17 protein-coding genes and 1 tRNA gene are annotated in these 14,805 nt (G+C 32.0%); 6 read left to right on the top strand and 12 right to left on the bottom strand.

Features of this window, described 5'->3' with window-relative positions:
* The first annotated feature begins 3 nt into the window (after positions 1 to 3).
* Entirely contained in the window at positions 4 to 423 is a 420-nt protein-coding gene (locus tag ACT3CE_RS16175) for a hypothetical protein (RefSeq protein ID WP_444710812.1), read from the top strand.
* A 115-nt stretch (positions 424 to 538) separates the two neighbouring features.
* On the opposite strand, the gene ACT3CE_RS16180 is transcribed toward ACT3CE_RS16175, so the two are convergent.
* Entirely contained in the window at positions 539 to 2,413 is a 1,875-nt protein-coding gene (locus ACT3CE_RS16180) for a hypothetical protein (protein ID WP_444710813.1), read from the bottom strand.
* 250 nt (positions 2,414 to 2,663) lie between these two features.
* Between ACT3CE_RS16180 and ACT3CE_RS16185 the strand changes: the two genes are divergently transcribed.
* Positions 2,664 to 3,050, top strand: a complete 387-nt coding sequence (locus tag ACT3CE_RS16185) for a C-GCAxxG-C-C family (seleno)protein (protein WP_444710814.1) — start codon at positions 2,664 to 2,666, stop codon at positions 3,048 to 3,050.
* Complete coding sequence (locus ACT3CE_RS16190) at positions 3,043 to 3,441, top strand: (deoxy)nucleoside triphosphate pyrophosphohydrolase (RefSeq protein WP_444710815.1); 399 nt, start codon at positions 3,043 to 3,045, stop codon at positions 3,439 to 3,441. The genes ACT3CE_RS16185 and ACT3CE_RS16190 overlap by 8 nt, the downstream gene beginning before the upstream one ends.
* Here ACT3CE_RS16190 and folK read toward each other — a convergent pair.
* From folK to ACT3CE_RS16205, 3 genes are read right to left on the bottom strand one after another with little or no spacing between them, the layout of a single operon-like run.
* Positions 3,427 to 3,801 (bottom strand): 2-amino-4-hydroxy-6-hydroxymethyldihydropteridine diphosphokinase, encoded by a 375-nt coding sequence (gene folK / locus ACT3CE_RS16195; RefSeq protein WP_444710816.1) that lies wholly within the window; start codon positions 3,799 to 3,801, stop codon positions 3,427 to 3,429. The genes ACT3CE_RS16190 and folK overlap by 15 nt on opposite strands.
* Before the next feature lie 12 nt (positions 3,802 to 3,813).
* On the bottom strand, positions 3,814 to 4,167 hold the full coding sequence (gene folX / locus ACT3CE_RS16200; protein WP_444710817.1) for a dihydroneopterin triphosphate 2'-epimerase: 354 nt from the start codon (positions 4,165 to 4,167) through the stop codon (positions 3,814 to 3,816).
* Between the two features lie 10 nt (positions 4,168 to 4,177).
* Positions 4,178 to 4,900, bottom strand: coding sequence for an SDR family oxidoreductase (locus ACT3CE_RS16205; RefSeq protein ID WP_444710818.1), 723 nt, complete (start codon positions 4,898 to 4,900; stop codon positions 4,178 to 4,180).
* A gap of 152 nt (positions 4,901 to 5,052) precedes the next feature.
* Here ACT3CE_RS16205 and ACT3CE_RS16210 point away from each other — a divergent pair, with 152 nt between their 5' ends.
* Positions 5,053 to 5,721, top strand: a complete 669-nt coding sequence (locus ACT3CE_RS16210) for a B3/B4 domain-containing protein (protein ID WP_444710819.1) — start codon at positions 5,053 to 5,055, stop codon at positions 5,719 to 5,721.
* A gap of 79 nt (positions 5,722 to 5,800) precedes the next feature.
* Here the strand turns inward: ACT3CE_RS16210 and ACT3CE_RS16215 are convergent, their stop codons facing one another.
* The 6 genes from ACT3CE_RS16215 to ACT3CE_RS16240 all read right to left on the bottom strand — a co-directional run bounded on the left by ACT3CE_RS16215 (position 5,801) and on the right by ACT3CE_RS16240 (position 11,458).
* Positions 5,801 to 6,523 (bottom strand): energy transducer TonB, encoded by a 723-nt coding sequence (locus tag ACT3CE_RS16215; RefSeq protein ID WP_444710820.1) that lies wholly within the window; start codon positions 6,521 to 6,523, stop codon positions 5,801 to 5,803.
* Positions 6,524 to 6,933: 410 nt separating this feature from the next.
* On the bottom strand, positions 6,934 to 7,635 hold the full coding sequence (locus ACT3CE_RS16220) for an energy transducer TonB (protein ID WP_444710821.1): 702 nt from the start codon (positions 7,633 to 7,635) through the stop codon (positions 6,934 to 6,936).
* A gap of 101 nt (positions 7,636 to 7,736) precedes the next feature.
* Positions 7,737 to 9,518: a TonB family protein gene (locus ACT3CE_RS16225; protein WP_444710822.1), complete on the bottom strand. Its 1,782-nt coding sequence runs from the start codon at positions 9,516 to 9,518 to the stop codon at positions 7,737 to 7,739.
* Between the two features lie 54 nt (positions 9,519 to 9,572).
* Positions 9,573 to 9,917: a BlaI/MecI/CopY family transcriptional regulator gene (locus ACT3CE_RS16230; RefSeq protein WP_444710829.1), complete on the bottom strand. Its 345-nt coding sequence runs from the start codon at positions 9,915 to 9,917 to the stop codon at positions 9,573 to 9,575.
* Between the two features lie 199 nt (positions 9,918 to 10,116).
* Positions 10,117 to 10,899, bottom strand: coding sequence for an amidohydrolase (locus tag ACT3CE_RS16235; RefSeq protein ID WP_444710823.1), 783 nt, complete (start codon positions 10,897 to 10,899; stop codon positions 10,117 to 10,119).
* 10 nt (positions 10,900 to 10,909) lie between these two features.
* Positions 10,910 to 11,458, bottom strand: a complete 549-nt coding sequence (locus tag ACT3CE_RS16240; protein ID WP_444710824.1) for a 1-acyl-sn-glycerol-3-phosphate acyltransferase — start codon at positions 11,456 to 11,458, stop codon at positions 10,910 to 10,912.
* A gap of 176 nt (positions 11,459 to 11,634) precedes the next feature.
* On the opposite strand from ACT3CE_RS16240, the gene ACT3CE_RS16245 reads away from it, so the two are divergent.
* Positions 11,635 to 12,651: a YitT family protein gene (locus ACT3CE_RS16245; protein WP_444710825.1), complete on the top strand. Its 1,017-nt coding sequence runs from the start codon at positions 11,635 to 11,637 to the stop codon at positions 12,649 to 12,651.
* Positions 12,652 to 12,708: 57 nt separating this feature from the next.
* Here the strand turns inward: ACT3CE_RS16245 and ACT3CE_RS16250 are convergent, their stop codons facing one another.
* Positions 12,709 to 13,404, bottom strand: a complete 696-nt coding sequence (locus ACT3CE_RS16250; protein ID WP_444710826.1) for a hypothetical protein — start codon at positions 13,402 to 13,404, stop codon at positions 12,709 to 12,711.
* Entirely contained in the window at positions 13,404 to 14,213 is an 810-nt protein-coding gene (locus ACT3CE_RS16255) for an SDR family oxidoreductase (RefSeq protein ID WP_444710827.1), read from the bottom strand. The genes ACT3CE_RS16250 and ACT3CE_RS16255 overlap by 1 nt, the downstream gene beginning before the upstream one ends.
* Before the next feature lie 414 nt (positions 14,214 to 14,627).
* Here ACT3CE_RS16255 and ACT3CE_RS16260 point away from each other — a divergent pair.
* Positions 14,628 to 14,700 (top strand) — tRNA-Lys (locus tag ACT3CE_RS16260).
* Positions 14,701 to 14,805: the final 105 nt, after the last annotated feature.

Consider the following 14,805-nt stretch of genomic DNA (forward strand, 5'->3'; position numbering starts at 1 on the left):
AATATGTATCAAAAAGATTTTATTCTGCGAATGATAGAAATGATAGCCGAAGTAATTGCCCGAATTATTGGTTTAATAAAAAAAGGAGATCCAGAAAAGGCTTCACAATTACTGGAAAATGCATATCATGATTTTTTAAAAAAAGATGCTTCCTTTTTTAGGAGTATCCCAAAAGAGGAACTTAGCGAAAGCCTTCTCTCTCAACACAATTATACCAATGGTCATTTACAGATATTAGCAGAACTATTTATTGCTGAAGCAGAGTTGCAAATTTCTAGAAATCAAAATCAGGCTGGTATAGAATATTTCGAAAAATCATTAATCTTATTACGCTTTATTGAGCAAGAATCTACTGATTTTTCGTTGAGTTTAATACAGAAAATAAATGGACTTGAAAAAAGACTTGAACTTATCAATAGCTAAATATCAACACACATTAATAGTTTTCGCTTTTATCAAAAGGTAATACGTCTTCCATTAAAAAAAAAGCAAAAAAAAAGGATACACAAGGTATCCTTTAAAATTATTCAATTTAAAATTAAAACTTATACGCACTAATTAAATGATTTTTCTCATTTATTAAAACCACTTCATCAATTTCATCAATTACGTAGTTTGGTGTTTTATCCATCAATTCAATTTTAACGTCGCTTTCTCCTGTTGCTTTATTTACTTTGTTAATAAAATGCTTTGTAGGCATATCTTTACCAGAAACTTTCTCAACAATAAATTTATGTGATTTAATTGATTTCGAATTAGAATACCTTGTTTTTGTAATTTCAATAACGGGTACCATATCACCACTTGTCGATTCAAGATATAAACCACCAACCACACTTGTTTCTGCTGTAGCATCTGTTTGATCAGCAGAAGATCTGTATGCTCCATTTGAAAGCATAGATAACATTTTTATATTGTCAAGACTACCTTGAATATCAAAATCAACTCCTGCAATATACAATCCTAATTGAGCTGCTTTTTTAATTCCCCCCATTGTTGATGCTGGCTCGAAATACTTACTGTAAACAAGCTTACCCGAAGGAGATAACAATGACATGTGCTGCCCTGTATTTAATAAATATCCAGCACCATCAATGTACTCTGCAACTAATGGAGTTTTCTTTTTTACATGTTCTAATTGTACATCTTCGGCAAAAAGTTCAATTTCAGCAGTATTTAAATCGAATTTGTATGCTTTTTTATTCTCAAAAAGAATAATTTTTTCTTCTTTATTGTCATAAGTAACTGCAGGTATCGATTTAAATTTCACATCTCTATCCCAAACATCTTTTCCTTTTTTATAATCAAGAATGTTCGATCTCTCGGTAGAAATATATAAAATACCACTCGATGTTGGAGTTACAAAATAAGAATAACCTTTAATTTTACTTTGCCACAAATCATCACCTTCTTTATTTACCAGCGCTACAGAACCTTCTTTTTCATTTTTACCAATTGCAATAAATCCTTTTTCATGTGGAATAACTTCTTCTAAATAATCAATTTTAAAACTTCTTTTCCATAAGAAATTATTCGTTTTAATATCAATAATATTAAAACCTTCAGTTTCTACAAGAATTAAGTTTCCATCTTCGTTAACTCTTACATCAACAAGAGTACCTTTTAACTTTAATTTGCCCGGTGTAATATCCGATCCGTTATTAGGGTCAAGAACTAAAAGTTTTTTCGATTTTTTAATCCCTACATATAAACTATTGTTGGCCTTTGAATAAACAAGCGCATTAATCTTTTTATTTGCCTCATGTTTCCATAAAACACTACCATCAGTCAAGCTAATACAATAAATTTCATTTTTTAATCCAATAAGCATATTATTCTCACTATTGAAATAAGGTCCATGATCTATAAAACTAACTTTTGAATACTTTTTGATAATTCCTTTCGATTCTCCAACTGCAGAAATCCATTCTTTTTTCCAAGTTTTTAAACTAAAACTCATTAAGTTTCGTTCATTCCCTTTTAGAAGTTCAAATAAAATAATTCCCTTTTCATAAATTAAAGTAAAATCTTTAATTCTAAAACCCTCATCTTTTGTATCAAACAAAACCTCACCTGTACTCGAATTCATAAGTATACCTCTTACTTTTCCAACTACAGGAGTATAATCAAAATAAATTATCGGTAAACCATCAATTGTCATAAAAGAATTTTTATCTACAGATTTGAATTCTTTATTGTGCCATATCGTAGCTCCTGTTTTATTATTCATGGCCAAAAGTCCTTTAGCTCCCGAAGCAATTACATATCCCTCATTTGATTGCTTAATCCAACCTACCTCATATAAAGCCTCCTTTAAATCTACCTGCCACAACTTATCTTGTGCACTAGCAGTCAACAACATTATCATCATTAAAAATGACATTATAATACTTCTCTTAATGTGTAATTTCATAATTGTTTTTTTGTCTTTAAGCATTAAACATAGATTAAAAAAATAATGATTTAGTTTAGGAAAAATTAAATCAATTTCGTTAAAGATATACAAACCCTATAGAACATAGCTAACATATAATATTAGAATTAATATAAATTATACAACAATATTTTTTGCATATTATGATTAATTGTGCAGAAAAAAAATAAATACCTATTTTTTTAAAAGGAAAACCATACTTTTGTCTGTCACCAAGCCAAACAATTCAATGAATTTTTTCAACAAAAAATCCAAAGCCGATAAGGCACTAAAATATTTTCGTCAAGCTCCTGCTTACCACAACTGTGCACAAACTATTTACAAAATATTCCAGGATGAATATGGGATTACCAACGATCAAATTTCTGAACTTTCAAAACACGGAAATGGAAAAGCTCCCGATGGTTTATGCGGTGCCTATTTTGCTGGCATGGAATTACTAAAAAATAATCCTGAACTAAGAGAAGAATTTAGTAAACGCTTTAAGGAAAGATCTCAATATTTAAGCTGTTTTGATATCCGTTTAAATTATAGTATGTCGTGCAAAAATCTGGTATTTTTGGCAGCTAATTTATTGGAAGAGCTTACAACTGAGCAAGAGAAAAAAAATGAATAAAGTTGAGGTTACTGCTGCAATAATTAGAAAAGGAAATAAAATTCTGGCCGCTCAACGCAGCCATGCTGATGAACTTTCGGGCAAATGGGAATTCCCAGGTGGAAAAATTGAAGCAAATGAATCGCCTGAGGAATGCATTGTTCGCGAATTAAACGAAGAATTTGGAATAAACACTAAAGTTAGCGGCTACCTAGGAGAAAGCGTTTACGATTATGAGAATAAACTTATTTTCTTAAAAGCTTTTTATGTAGAACATATATCTGGAGAATACCAAATTCGTGTTCATGAAAATATTCGATGGATAAAAATTTCGGAACTAAAAAATATCGATTGGGCCCCTGCCGATATTGCCTTGGTAAAACTATTACTTCAAAACCTAAAATTCAAGTAACTGATCTACCGATTCACGAATAAAATCTCTTGTGTAATAATCATCATCTTTTATTTCTCCATTCCAAACCACAATATCTAAATCGATAACCCGCGGACCAAATTTTGGTAGACTTCTATCTCTGCCCATTTTATCCTCCAATAGTTTTAGATATCTGGTAAACTCCTCAATTCCATGATGCGTTTTTACATGAACAGCACCATTAATAAAATCATCCTGATCTTTTATACCAAGCGGAGCTGTTTTAAGCCAGGATGAATGTCGCCCAACCCAATGATCTTTATTCAGCACACATAACATTTTGCGAATATTCTCTTCTGGATTTATATTAGAACCTATTCCTATAATACATTCATTCATTGCTCTAATTTATTAATTTCTATTTGCTTCCAATTCAACAGAAACCGATTCTGCAAAACGCAAGGCATGAGGTTTATCAACCTCTACTCTAGCCCATTCAACCTGAGGATTTAAAAGAATCAGATTTAAAATTTGCTGAGTTAAATTTTCCAGCATTTTAAACTTTCCTTCCTGAACAAGTGCTATCACTTTTTTAGTTATCGTTTTATAATTATACGAATTATCAACATCATCGTTTCTAATTGCTTCATCAACATTAGCCCGTATTGTCATGTTAATAATAACATCTTGTTTGTTACGTATTTCATCGGGATTAAACCCAATATATGTCCTTATTAAAAGATTTTTTACACGAATAATCGCCATAAGCAATAATTTATAAAAGCTGTTCTCCCCCGTCGCAATATAAAATTTGACCGGTAAGATTCTTATTGTTTAAAATATAATCTACTGATTGTAAAATAGGTAGTATTCCACCTGGTACTTTCATTGGAGTATTTTCAGCAATTCTATTTAAATACTCATTTCCTTTGCCTTCAGGCGATAAACTTGCGCCTGGAGCAATGCCGTTTACACGAATATTAGGAGCAAATTCTATAGCAGCCATTTTTGTTAAGTGAGCTAAACCAACCTTAGATATATTATAGGCCGAATGAGAATTTCCATTTCCTGAAATTCGTGTATCTAAAAAATTAATAATATTCCCTCTAGTATTATTTAAAACAAAATCTCTACTCAAAACAAACGGAGCCTTTAAGTTTACATCAATCTGTTTACTAAATAGTTCCAAATCAGTCTCTCTAATTATCCCCTTATCAAAAACCGAAGCATTATTAACTAAAACATCAATTTTATCGAAATGCAACATCACTTTATCCATTAAATTCTCAAGCTGCCATTCGACCCTTAAATCACATCCGAATATTTTAAATTTTCCTTCCGGATATTTTTCCTGAAGCTCTGTCTGCAATTTTAAGGCTGGCATTTTTGAAATATTATAATGAATTGCAATATTGTATCCCCTTTGAGCCAAATGATTAGCAATATGCATCCCAATTCGTTTTGCAGCACCAGTAATTAAAGCGGTTTTATTTTGCATTAAATAAATAGTTTAAGGGTTTCATATAAAGTTATGCAATATCTTTCTGTTTTAAAATTTATGATAAAACTATTTTTAAGCTTAAGAACTTCTCTTCATAATTATTTTTAATTTTGCAGTTAATTATTACCCATAGCAACACTCTTACCAATATGATTAAAATTGAGATTGAAAATAAATTAAAATCAGCCTGTCCAAAACTACAATTAGGCTATATTCAGTGTAAGGTAAACACTCATGAAAATTGTCCTGAATTGTGGGTTGAAATTGAGAAAAATATTCTAACAAAAGAAAAAGACTTAAACATCGAAAAAATTTGGGCCATACCTACTATCGAAAGCTCAAAAAAAGGCTACCGATCAGTTGGTAAAGACCCAAGCAGATATCGCTTATCGGCAGAAGCACTTTTACGACGAGTGGTTAAAGGTAAAGGTTTGTATAAAATTAACAATGTGGTTGATTTGTTGAATTTAGTTTCCATAGAAAGTGGTTTTTCCATAGGAGGTTATAATGCCGATAAAATTGACGGAAACATAAAATTTGGAATTGGAAAAACAGAGGAAGAATATTATGGAATCGGACGAGGCAAATTAAATATTGAATATTTACCAGTATTTCGCGATTCTATGGGGGCTTTTGGAAGTCCTACCAGCGATTCTATGCGTACATCGATAAACAGCGAATGTACCAACTTTCTGATGCTTATTATTAGCTTTCAGAATGATGATGACAATAAGCTTAGCGAAGCCATGCAATTTGCACAAAAATTATTATTACAGTATGCAAATGCCTCGAATATTGAGACTAAAATTATACAATAATATCTCTTACTAATTAAATAGCATGAAAAAGTCCGCAGTAGTTTATGCGGACTCTATTATTCTAGTCTAATAAAATTGCTTATTGCAATACAAAATTAATCATCGAGGTATAGGAAACTTTAACCGGCTTACCTCTCTGCATTCCGGGTTGAAATTTAGGAAGATGTGAAATCACCCGAATAGCTTCCTTATCTAAAGAAGGATCGGCACCTCGAATCACTTCTACATTGTAAACTCCTCCATCTTTACCAACCACAAATTTTACAAAAACTCTACCTGTTATACCATTTTCCTGCGCAACAACAGGATATTTAATACTCTTGTTAATATAACGATAAAGCTCTTGGTCTCCCTCCTGTCTTGTTTTACATATATCGGGTCGGAAAATTGGCATTTCCTCAACAATTACAAAAATTTGAGCTTCATCCTCCTCCTCTTCATCAACAAAAATTTCGCGAGGAGCTTGAATCTCAACTTCAGTTTCCTGATCGATATTGTCTTCAACAATTTCTAATTCTTCGTCTATCTCAACATCGTCATCAACAATGGTAATTACATCGGTTACCCTGATTTTGGGAGGTAGTTTTGGCGGAGCCTTTATTTCTTCATCCTGTCGAGTAATAGGAACTATTTCCTCATCAATGGTAAATTCAGAAGTCTCAGTAAAATCGTTTACTTCCTTCACATTCGATTTCCATTCGAAAGAAATAAAAGTTATCGCCAGAGCCACGACCATCCCAATTTCAAAGAATAACGATTTACGCTTCTCCAAATCGGCATTTGGATTTTTCTTGGGAATCATAGCTAAAATTTTTTAATGGTAACATGATGTTAATAGCAGTGACCATTAATCGAACACTATATTCCTTATTATAATGCCCGATTACAGTCCTCGTGAGAGGATGAGTTCAAGGAACATTTTTCTTATTTAATAATACGAAAATTCTCTATTATTGTTTCGTAAACTTAATTCATAGTTAAAATCTGGATTAGTGAATATTATTAGAATTAATATTCACAAAACAAAGATTAACAATCTAGTTTACAAGTATAATTTACTACTTTTTTTTGAATTTAAACGAATCAAAATCAATTGGAATTTTACAATTTATGAAACAATAATTTACTCGCCAATACTATTTTTAAAAATCTTTATTTTTATAATTAGAACCTGCAACAACTAAAAGCTTAGTTATTGCAGGTAAAAAAATATTATTGCAAAACGAATGAGATATATCCACTAAACCAAACACTTACTGGTTTATTTCTCTGCATACCCGGTTTAAATTTAGGCAAGTTGCTAACTACTCGAACAGCCTCTTTATCAAGATATGGATCGACCGATCGTACAACTTGAATATTTGAAACTTCGCCAGTTTTGCCAACTACAAATTTCACGAATACTTTACCCTGAATACCATTTTCCTGAGCAACAACAGGATATTTTGTCATTTTTTGCATCGTAATAAACAAATCTCTTTGCCCATCTTCATAAGTTCTGTTTTTTTTAGGATTAAATATTGGCATATTTTCAACCCTTACAAAAGGTACATCTTCCTCCAATTCCACGTCCTCGGTTACTTCTCTAAAATCAATAGCATCATCTTCAGAAACATGCGAATCTATAATTTCTAAATCGATATCTTCTTCTTCATTTTCGGCAATAATAATTTCCATCAAATCAATCTGCTTAATTTTTACTGGCTCTTTAGGTTTTTCCTGTTTCTGAACAGTAACAGGAATTAGTTCATCCAACTCCTCTAAAGGATCATAACTTAAATCACTAACTTCCTCAACAGGCGTTTTATATTCAAATGCCACTAATACAATCATGAAACTTAAAAGAAAGCCTATTTGTAAAAACATTCCTCTTTTCTTCTCGAGGTCTTGGCGGGGATTTTTCTTTACTTCCATAACATTCATTTTTTTGGTTAGACAATAAATTGGTTTCTGTTATACGACTAAGGAGTTAGTTATATAACTAATCTTTTAGTTAATATACGTAAAAAAATTTATTAATTCAAAGAAAATCGAATAGGAATTGTATAACTAACATCAACTTTAGTTCCATGCTGCTCTCCTGGAATCCAATTTGGCATTGAATTTATTACTCTTAAGGCTTCATCATTTAACTCAATATTAGCACCTTTAATAATATGAGCATCGCTAACACTACCATCTTTATTCACCATAAATCTAACATACACTCTGCCTTCATATCCCTGTTCAACAGCAAGGACTGGGTATTTAACACTTCGTGCAATAAACTTTTTAAGGCCCATTCTTCCACCAATAAATTGAGGCATCTTCTCAACCACAACATATTTATTATGCTCTGGTCTTACATCTCTTAATTTCAAAATATTTTCCAGGTGATAATCCGATGCATTTTTGATTTCAGAATAGACAGGCTCTGGCACATTTAAAGGTTCTACAATTAAATTAGCAAGTTCAAAATTAATGGGTACCGTATATGCTACATTAACTAAATTATTCTTGTTTTCGCCAGGTTTCCATTTTCCCAAACCCGATACTACTCTTTTTGCTTCTTTATCCAAACTTGGATGTACACTACGAACAACATTCACATTTTTCACCTCGCCTTGTTTACCAACAACAAAAGAAACAAATACTCTTCCCTCTATTCTATTTACTGCAGCATCTTTAGGATAATTAGTATGTGTACTAATGTACTTTCTTAAAGCATTTATTCCTCCCGGATATTCAGGCATAACATCAGCAATACGATATACCTGATTAGGATTTATATTTTTTTTATGTTCCAAACTCTTAATTCCCTGTCCAATCTGATCAGTGGTAAACTTAAATTCATTCTGTTCTCCCAACAAATCTATTTTGCTGGAAAAAGCATAAAAGTGTTTTAACTCACTAGGAATAAATTCATCAAGTGATAGATCGTATGATAATCTTTCTTCCTCCTCTATAGTAAAAGCAAAAGCCGAAAACAACAAAATAAAGATTGGAAATAGTAAGAGAAGTTTAATCAATGCAATTTTTGGAGTTTTAATTTTCCCTAGCATAGAAATTCTCTTTTTAAGTGTAGATTGTCCAAAGTTATTGGCTAAACGGAACAATTCACCTCCTGCAAATTGATTTACAATGTGCATTTTATACTCATTTGCATTTACCGAACCATTTACAACTTTATCATCTGCCAAATACTCATGAACTTCCTGTAAGGATGATTTATACATCCAAACAAATGGATTAAGCCAAAACAAAACGCTTAATACTTCCAGAACTATTAAATCGAAGGTATGCATTTGGTCAACATGTACCCTTTCGTGAGCCAAAATAGAGGTAAACTGAGGATTTGCAAAATCATTATTACTAATATAAACCGCATTTAGGAAAGAAAAAGGCGGGTAATTATCTTTCATAACCACTAGCTTTATACCATCCTTTACGATTCTCTTATTTTTACGGCTCCAATTTAATAACTGCAATAAGTTTTTTATGAATCGAAGGGATAATACAAAAGTCCCCAGAAAATAAATAATTCCAATATAATGGTACCAGGAATATGATTTCTCATCGGCAGCAGTAACGACAACTTCTTCGAGCATGTTTCCATTAAGATACTGTTGAGAAGTTAATACGAGAGCATCCAACATTGCAATATCAGATGAAACGGAATTTGTTTCGGGCTGAAAAGGAATTTTTAATGAGGGAATAAGTAAAGAAGCAGCTAGAGTTAGTAACAAAAACACACGATTAACCCTAAAGAAAGTATCTCTCTTTAAAAACAACCAATACAAAGCATAAAAAAATGCCATGCAGATTGCTGTTTGAAAAAAATATAGGATTAAAACTGTCACCATTCTTCTTTGCTAATTATTAGCTTGTTTTTTAATTTGTTCTTCAACCATGCGTTTCACCTCCTCCAACTCCGATAGACTTACTTTTTCTTCTTTTGCGAAAAAAGACACCATATCACGATACGAATCTGAAAAATAATTGCGAACAAAACCCTTCATAAATTTACGCGTGTATTCTTTTTTTGTAATTAGAGGGTGATAACGATGACTCTTACCATAGGCAACATGCCCAACAAAACCTTTCTTCTCTAAAATTCTTACTATTGTTGATACTGTATTATATGCAGGCTTTGGTTCGGGAATTCGCTCGATAAGCTCTTTTACAAATGCACTTTCCAATGCCCATAAAATTTGCATTACCTGTTCTTCTGCTCTGGTTAATTCTTTCATTTTTAGTTTTGTATAAATGTGGGACATTGATCCTTAAATAAGATAACTTTAAATATAGAGATCATTGACATAAATATAAAACTATCTTTTTAGTTTTACAAACTGAAAAAACAAATCTTATACAATACACAAATAATCATCTATTAATCAATAGAATAAAAAAGATTTATTCCTCTATTTGAAATAAATCTGCATCGAATAGTACCGGAAATTTCATTCTAAAATCATTAAGTTCCTTACGATCAATTACACAGAAAATTATTTCAGATTCATTTTCTTTAGCCTTCTGCAAAATTTTACCTTTCGCATCTATTAAACAAGAGTCGCCTGTATAGGTAAGATTTTGGGCATCTGAGCCAACTCTGTTTACTCCAACTACATAAGATTGATTTTCTATCGCCCTTGCTTGTAAAAGGGTATTCCAGACCGCTCTGCGCGCCGAGGGCCAATTGGCAACATATATTAAAAGATCATACTCATTGCTATTACGGCTCCATACCGGAAAACGCAAATCATAACAAATTAAAGGACAAATTCTCCATTTCCCGATTTTAAAAATACTTCTTTGATTTCCAGCTGCAAAATGCAGATGTTCCTCTCCCATTCTAAATAAATGCCTTTTATCGTAAGTACAAATTACTCCAGAACTATCGATCACATATAAGCGATTAAAGTAGTCCGTATTTTCTTTAACAATAATACTTCCCAGTACAACAGCTTCTAATTTAGTTGCCTGATTTTTCATCCAAGCTAAGGTATAATTGGCTTTTTGAGCAATAGCTTCCTTATTTTCCATTAAAAAGCCTGATGTAAACATCTCAGGAAGAACAAGTAAATCGGGACTCTCTTTAAGTTCATGAAACAAATTTGAAAAGTGATTTAAATTTGCTTCAACATCTCCCCAAACTAATTTTGTTTGAACCAGACAAATTTTTAATAAATCGGACATTTTTATAGAATTATAATCCTGTAGAAAACTTTTCGGGATATTTCGGTTTACTATTAAGATATTTGCTTTTTATGTAATGCATATCTTTTTCAGCATCACCAGTTGGATAAAAAGCTTCGCCACAAGTTAAGGTTTTTTCTTCGTAATTTATCTCCGCTAAATAAATAGGTACATTAGCCTTTAGGGCGATATAATAAAACCCTTTTTTCCATTCGGTTCTCAAACTTCGACTTCCTTCAGGCGCCAAAGAAAGATAAAGAGAATCTCTTTTTGCAAACTCTTCGGCCAACTGATCAGTCATATTTCCCTTTGTTGATCTATTTACAGGAATTACACCCCACGATTTTAACACATAATTAAAAGGAAAAACAAACATTTCCTTTTTCATTAATATAGTTGTTTTAATTCCATAAGATAAAAATGAGAGTTTTCCCCACACAAAATCCCAATTCGAAGTATGCGGCACAGCAATAACTACCGCTTTCTTAACCTCCGGAATGCCTCCAATATATTTCCAGCCAAACATTTTCATGATTAGTCTGCTAATTCCTGCTCTCATATTAAAATCGTATAAATGTGTTGCAAAAAAATCAATTCTTTACCTGTAAAACAAACTATCAGTCCGCTTTTTATTAAAAATATCATAAATCGATAAACTAATCCAAGGAAAATTATTATTTTATATTTAATCTTATTATTCTTACAATTTATTAGCAACCACAAAATTTACATACTTTGGCATTTATACAAAAAGACACACTTTTTTCGGGAAAATGGTTTTACAATTACTCCCTTATTGTGGCAGGTGCATTTATTATGGCCGCCGGATTTGTTTTTTTCATTATACCTCATAATTTAGTTCCAGGTAGCATTTATGGTATCGGAATTGTAATTAATAAATTAACATTAGGCTTATTTCCACACGGAATTTTTGGAGTACTAAATCCCGATGATTATACTGGTTTTTTCTCTGGATTACTTTATCATTTTATGGATTACTCCAATGACTTATTTAGAAAGTATGGTGGCGGAATTCCTGTTGGTATAGCCAGTTTGGCCATAAATATACCCCTTAGCTTTATTGGTGTTAAAATTTTAGGCCCTCGTTTTGGTATTAAAACAATAATATCGTTTATTTTATGTGCTCTTTTTATTGATACTGTTACTGCTTGGTGGGGCGTAATCCCTTTAGTTGATGATGTTTTACTTGCCTGTATTTTTGGAGGTATTTTAATCGGATTTGGCTTAGGATTAATTTTAAAAGCCAGAGCCACTTCTGCCGGATCGGATATATTGGCCATGATAACAGCTAAATATGCAAAAGTTCCTTTAGGCCAAATGGTAATCTATATTGATTCTCTTATCGTATTAAGTAGTTTGTATATAAAACCCGATTGGCAAATTCCATTGTACTCCTGGATTGTAATTTTTGTAATTGGAAAAGTTACAGATATTACTTTACAAGGATCATCTTACGAAAAAGCTTTGTTTATTGTATCGAATAAACATGAAGAAATAAGAAACAAAGTAATTAAAGACATGAATAGAGGTGGAACTTTTATAAAAGGAAGTGGTATGTTCGATGGAAGTGAAAAAAATATGATTTTTATGGTTGTAAATCGAAGGGAGCTTTCTATGCTCCAAGATTACATTCACTCTATCGATCCGGAAGCTTTTGTTACCGTAATGGAAACCAACGAGATTTTAGGAAAAGGTTTTAAATCGCTTAAAGACGATAAATTTATCTCTTAACAATAACCAAGAACAAATTACATATTATAAATCGGAGGAAACCTTTTTCTTCCGATTTTATTTTTTAAAAAACAAGCGATTTAAAAAACTTGTTTTTTGTATATTCTTAAGAGTTTCTCTTAAAATTTTAAAGTACTCGGTAGGCATTTCAGTTTGACTTATCTCAACAATTAATCTCATCAACTCACAATCCGGATTATGACAATCCACCATTTCCTTACGCAAAAAATAAAGTCGTAACTGATCTTCATCTTCAATGCTACTTACTCCGTTATAATATTTTACCAAGCGATAATCATCAACAAACTGATCCTCCACAGATCCTATTCTATCACGAATTAATCTTCTCACATTACCCAAAATAGATTGTATACTATTAATTCCCAATCCTACAATTATAGAGATATCATCAACGTTTAACCTAGAAAAAACACGCAAAGATACAACCTCCATCTGCACAGATGATAATCCCTTAGTTAACTCAAAAAATGTTTTTAAATTATTATCAGGATTATCAAAATTATTCTCTTTTCCGCTTTGCTGAGCAATTTTGCTATGCGAAAAATCGCGGACCTTTTTAAATACCGAATTTAAATTAGAAAGAGACATTTTCTTATGATCCTTATACGATAAATGAATCGCATCAGAAACAACTTGAAAAGCTCCATCTGCATTTTTAACAATACAATACGCATACAAATAAAATTTATCTGCCGACGATAATATAAAGGTGTTAAAATGAGATTTATCCATTACTTTAATGGCGAATTAGGCTCTTTGGCCATGTGATTATAAGCTAGTTTATCTAACAAAGAAGGAAACCATTTTTTTAACCATACAGTAAATTTTCCTTCTATAAAAGTCATAATTAGTTCACGCTTGCGTTTAACAACTGCATTTGTAATTAATCTTGCACATTCTTCTGCACTCATCATTTTATCTTCTTCACGAGGTGTTTCTCCTTGCGACGATCCATCAGCAGTTAAGGCAACACTTCTTACATTAGAAGCAGTAAAACCTGGAGCTGCCACCAAAACATGAACACCGGTTTTTAAATTCTCTACTCTAAGTGTATCTAAGAAGCCACGTATTGCATATTTCGATGCAGAATATCCGGTACGAGCAGGTAAACCAATATATCCGGCAATAGAAATTACGCCCACAACCGAACCTTTAGATTTTGTAATAAATGGCATAGCATATTTGGTACAATAAACTGTTCCCCAGAAATTAACATCCATCAGCTTCTTTAATACCGACAATTCCAAATCTTCGAAAAGCGCTCTCATCGATATTCCGGCATTATTTATTAAAACATCTATTGCCCCAAATGTTTCTACAGATTGTTTAATCAGATTTTTACAATCTTCCTCAATACTTACATCCGTTGTAACCGATAAAACTTCTGTTCCCTTGGCTCGTAATTCATTTTCCACCTCATTTAACTTCTCGGTATTGCGAGCTGCCAATACTATTTTCGATCCGCGAGATGCAAACTCAAATGCCAATGCCTTACCAATTCCGGAAGATGCTCCGGTTATAATTACAACTTTATTATTCATAAAGAAAAGAGTTAACAGTTTAGTCTATTTTTAATCGAATTTCACCTGGAAATAAAATATTTTAATTTTCCAATCGAAAATTCGAACACAAAATTAGAATTATTTTCCTTAATATCTGTTTTTTTCTAATTCCAGATATAGTTCTCAAATAAACCATATCGGCAAATAAAATCTATAAGCAGTCTTTTTCTCAATAAAAAATCCCCGTTATCATAAGCAAAACAAGAGCTTTTCACCGATTAATATTTTTTTTTACTTTTTTTTTATTTTTATATCAAATTGCCCGCCAACACAATAAAGTAAATCCACCTTGTATGTTCAAGAAAAAAACATGTATTTCAACAAATTTGAGTTTGCGATTTAAATTTAATCGCTCTATATTTGCATCGCTTTAAAAAACAAAGCATACACAATGATTCCTTAGCTCAGCTGGTAGAGCACAACACTTTTAATGTTGGGGTCCTGGGTTCGAACCCCAGAGGGATCACTTTTAAAGACAGCCTTAAGTCTTTCATAAAAAATTAGGATGATTCCTTAGCTCAGCTGGTAGAGCACAACACTTTTAATGTTGGGGTCCTGGGTTCGAACCCCA

The organism is Marinifilum sp. RC60d5 (assembly GCF_052400665.1).
Classification (GTDB): Bacteria; Bacteroidota; Bacteroidia; order Bacteroidales; family Marinifilaceae; genus JBQTGK01.

Excerpts from the sequence above, each read along its gene's own strand:
- ACT3CE_RS16205 (WP_444710818.1), bottom strand. The coding sequence starts at position 4,900 with ATGCAAAATAAAACCGCTTTAATTACTGGTGCTGCAAAACGAATTGGG.
- ACT3CE_RS16210 (WP_444710819.1), top strand. The coding sequence starts at position 5,053 with ATGATTAAAATTGAGATTGAAAATAAATTAAAATCAGCCTGTCCAAAA.
- ACT3CE_RS16180 (WP_444710813.1), bottom strand. The coding sequence starts at position 2,413 with ATGAAATTACACATTAAGAGAAGTATTATAATGTCATTTTTAATGATG.
- folX (WP_444710817.1), bottom strand. The coding sequence starts at position 4,167 with ATGGCGATTATTCGTGTAAAAAATCTTTTAATAAGGACATATATTGGG.
- ACT3CE_RS16190 (WP_444710815.1), top strand. The coding sequence starts at position 3,043 with ATGAATAAAGTTGAGGTTACTGCTGCAATAATTAGAAAAGGAAATAAA.
- ACT3CE_RS16225 (WP_444710822.1), bottom strand. The coding sequence starts at position 9,518 with ATGGCATTTTTTTATGCTTTGTATTGGTTGTTTTTAAAGAGAGATACT.
- ACT3CE_RS16220 (WP_444710821.1), bottom strand. The coding sequence starts at position 7,635 with ATGGAAGTAAAGAAAAATCCCCGCCAAGACCTCGAGAAGAAAAGAGGA.
- ACT3CE_RS16175 (WP_444710812.1), top strand. The coding sequence starts at position 4 with ATGTATCAAAAAGATTTTATTCTGCGAATGATAGAAATGATAGCCGAA.
- ACT3CE_RS16185 (WP_444710814.1), top strand. The coding sequence starts at position 2,664 with ATGAATTTTTTCAACAAAAAATCCAAAGCCGATAAGGCACTAAAATAT.
- ACT3CE_RS16215 (WP_444710820.1), bottom strand. The coding sequence starts at position 6,523 with ATGATTCCCAAGAAAAATCCAAATGCCGATTTGGAGAAGCGTAAATCG.
- folK (WP_444710816.1), bottom strand. The coding sequence starts at position 3,801 with ATGAATGAATGTATTATAGGAATAGGTTCTAATATAAATCCAGAAGAG.
- ACT3CE_RS16250 (WP_444710826.1), bottom strand. The coding sequence starts at position 13,404 with ATGGATAAATCTCATTTTAACACCTTTATATTATCGTCGGCAGATAAA.
- ACT3CE_RS16255 (WP_444710827.1), bottom strand. The coding sequence starts at position 14,213 with ATGAATAATAAAGTTGTAATTATAACCGGAGCATCTTCCGGAATTGGT.
- ACT3CE_RS16240 (WP_444710824.1), bottom strand. The coding sequence starts at position 11,458 with ATGAGAGCAGGAATTAGCAGACTAATCATGAAAATGTTTGGCTGGAAA.
- ACT3CE_RS16235 (WP_444710823.1), bottom strand. The coding sequence starts at position 10,899 with ATGTCCGATTTATTAAAAATTTGTCTGGTTCAAACAAAATTAGTTTGG.
- ACT3CE_RS16230 (WP_444710829.1), bottom strand. The coding sequence starts at position 9,917 with ATGCAAATTTTATGGGCATTGGAAAGTGCATTTGTAAAAGAGCTTATC.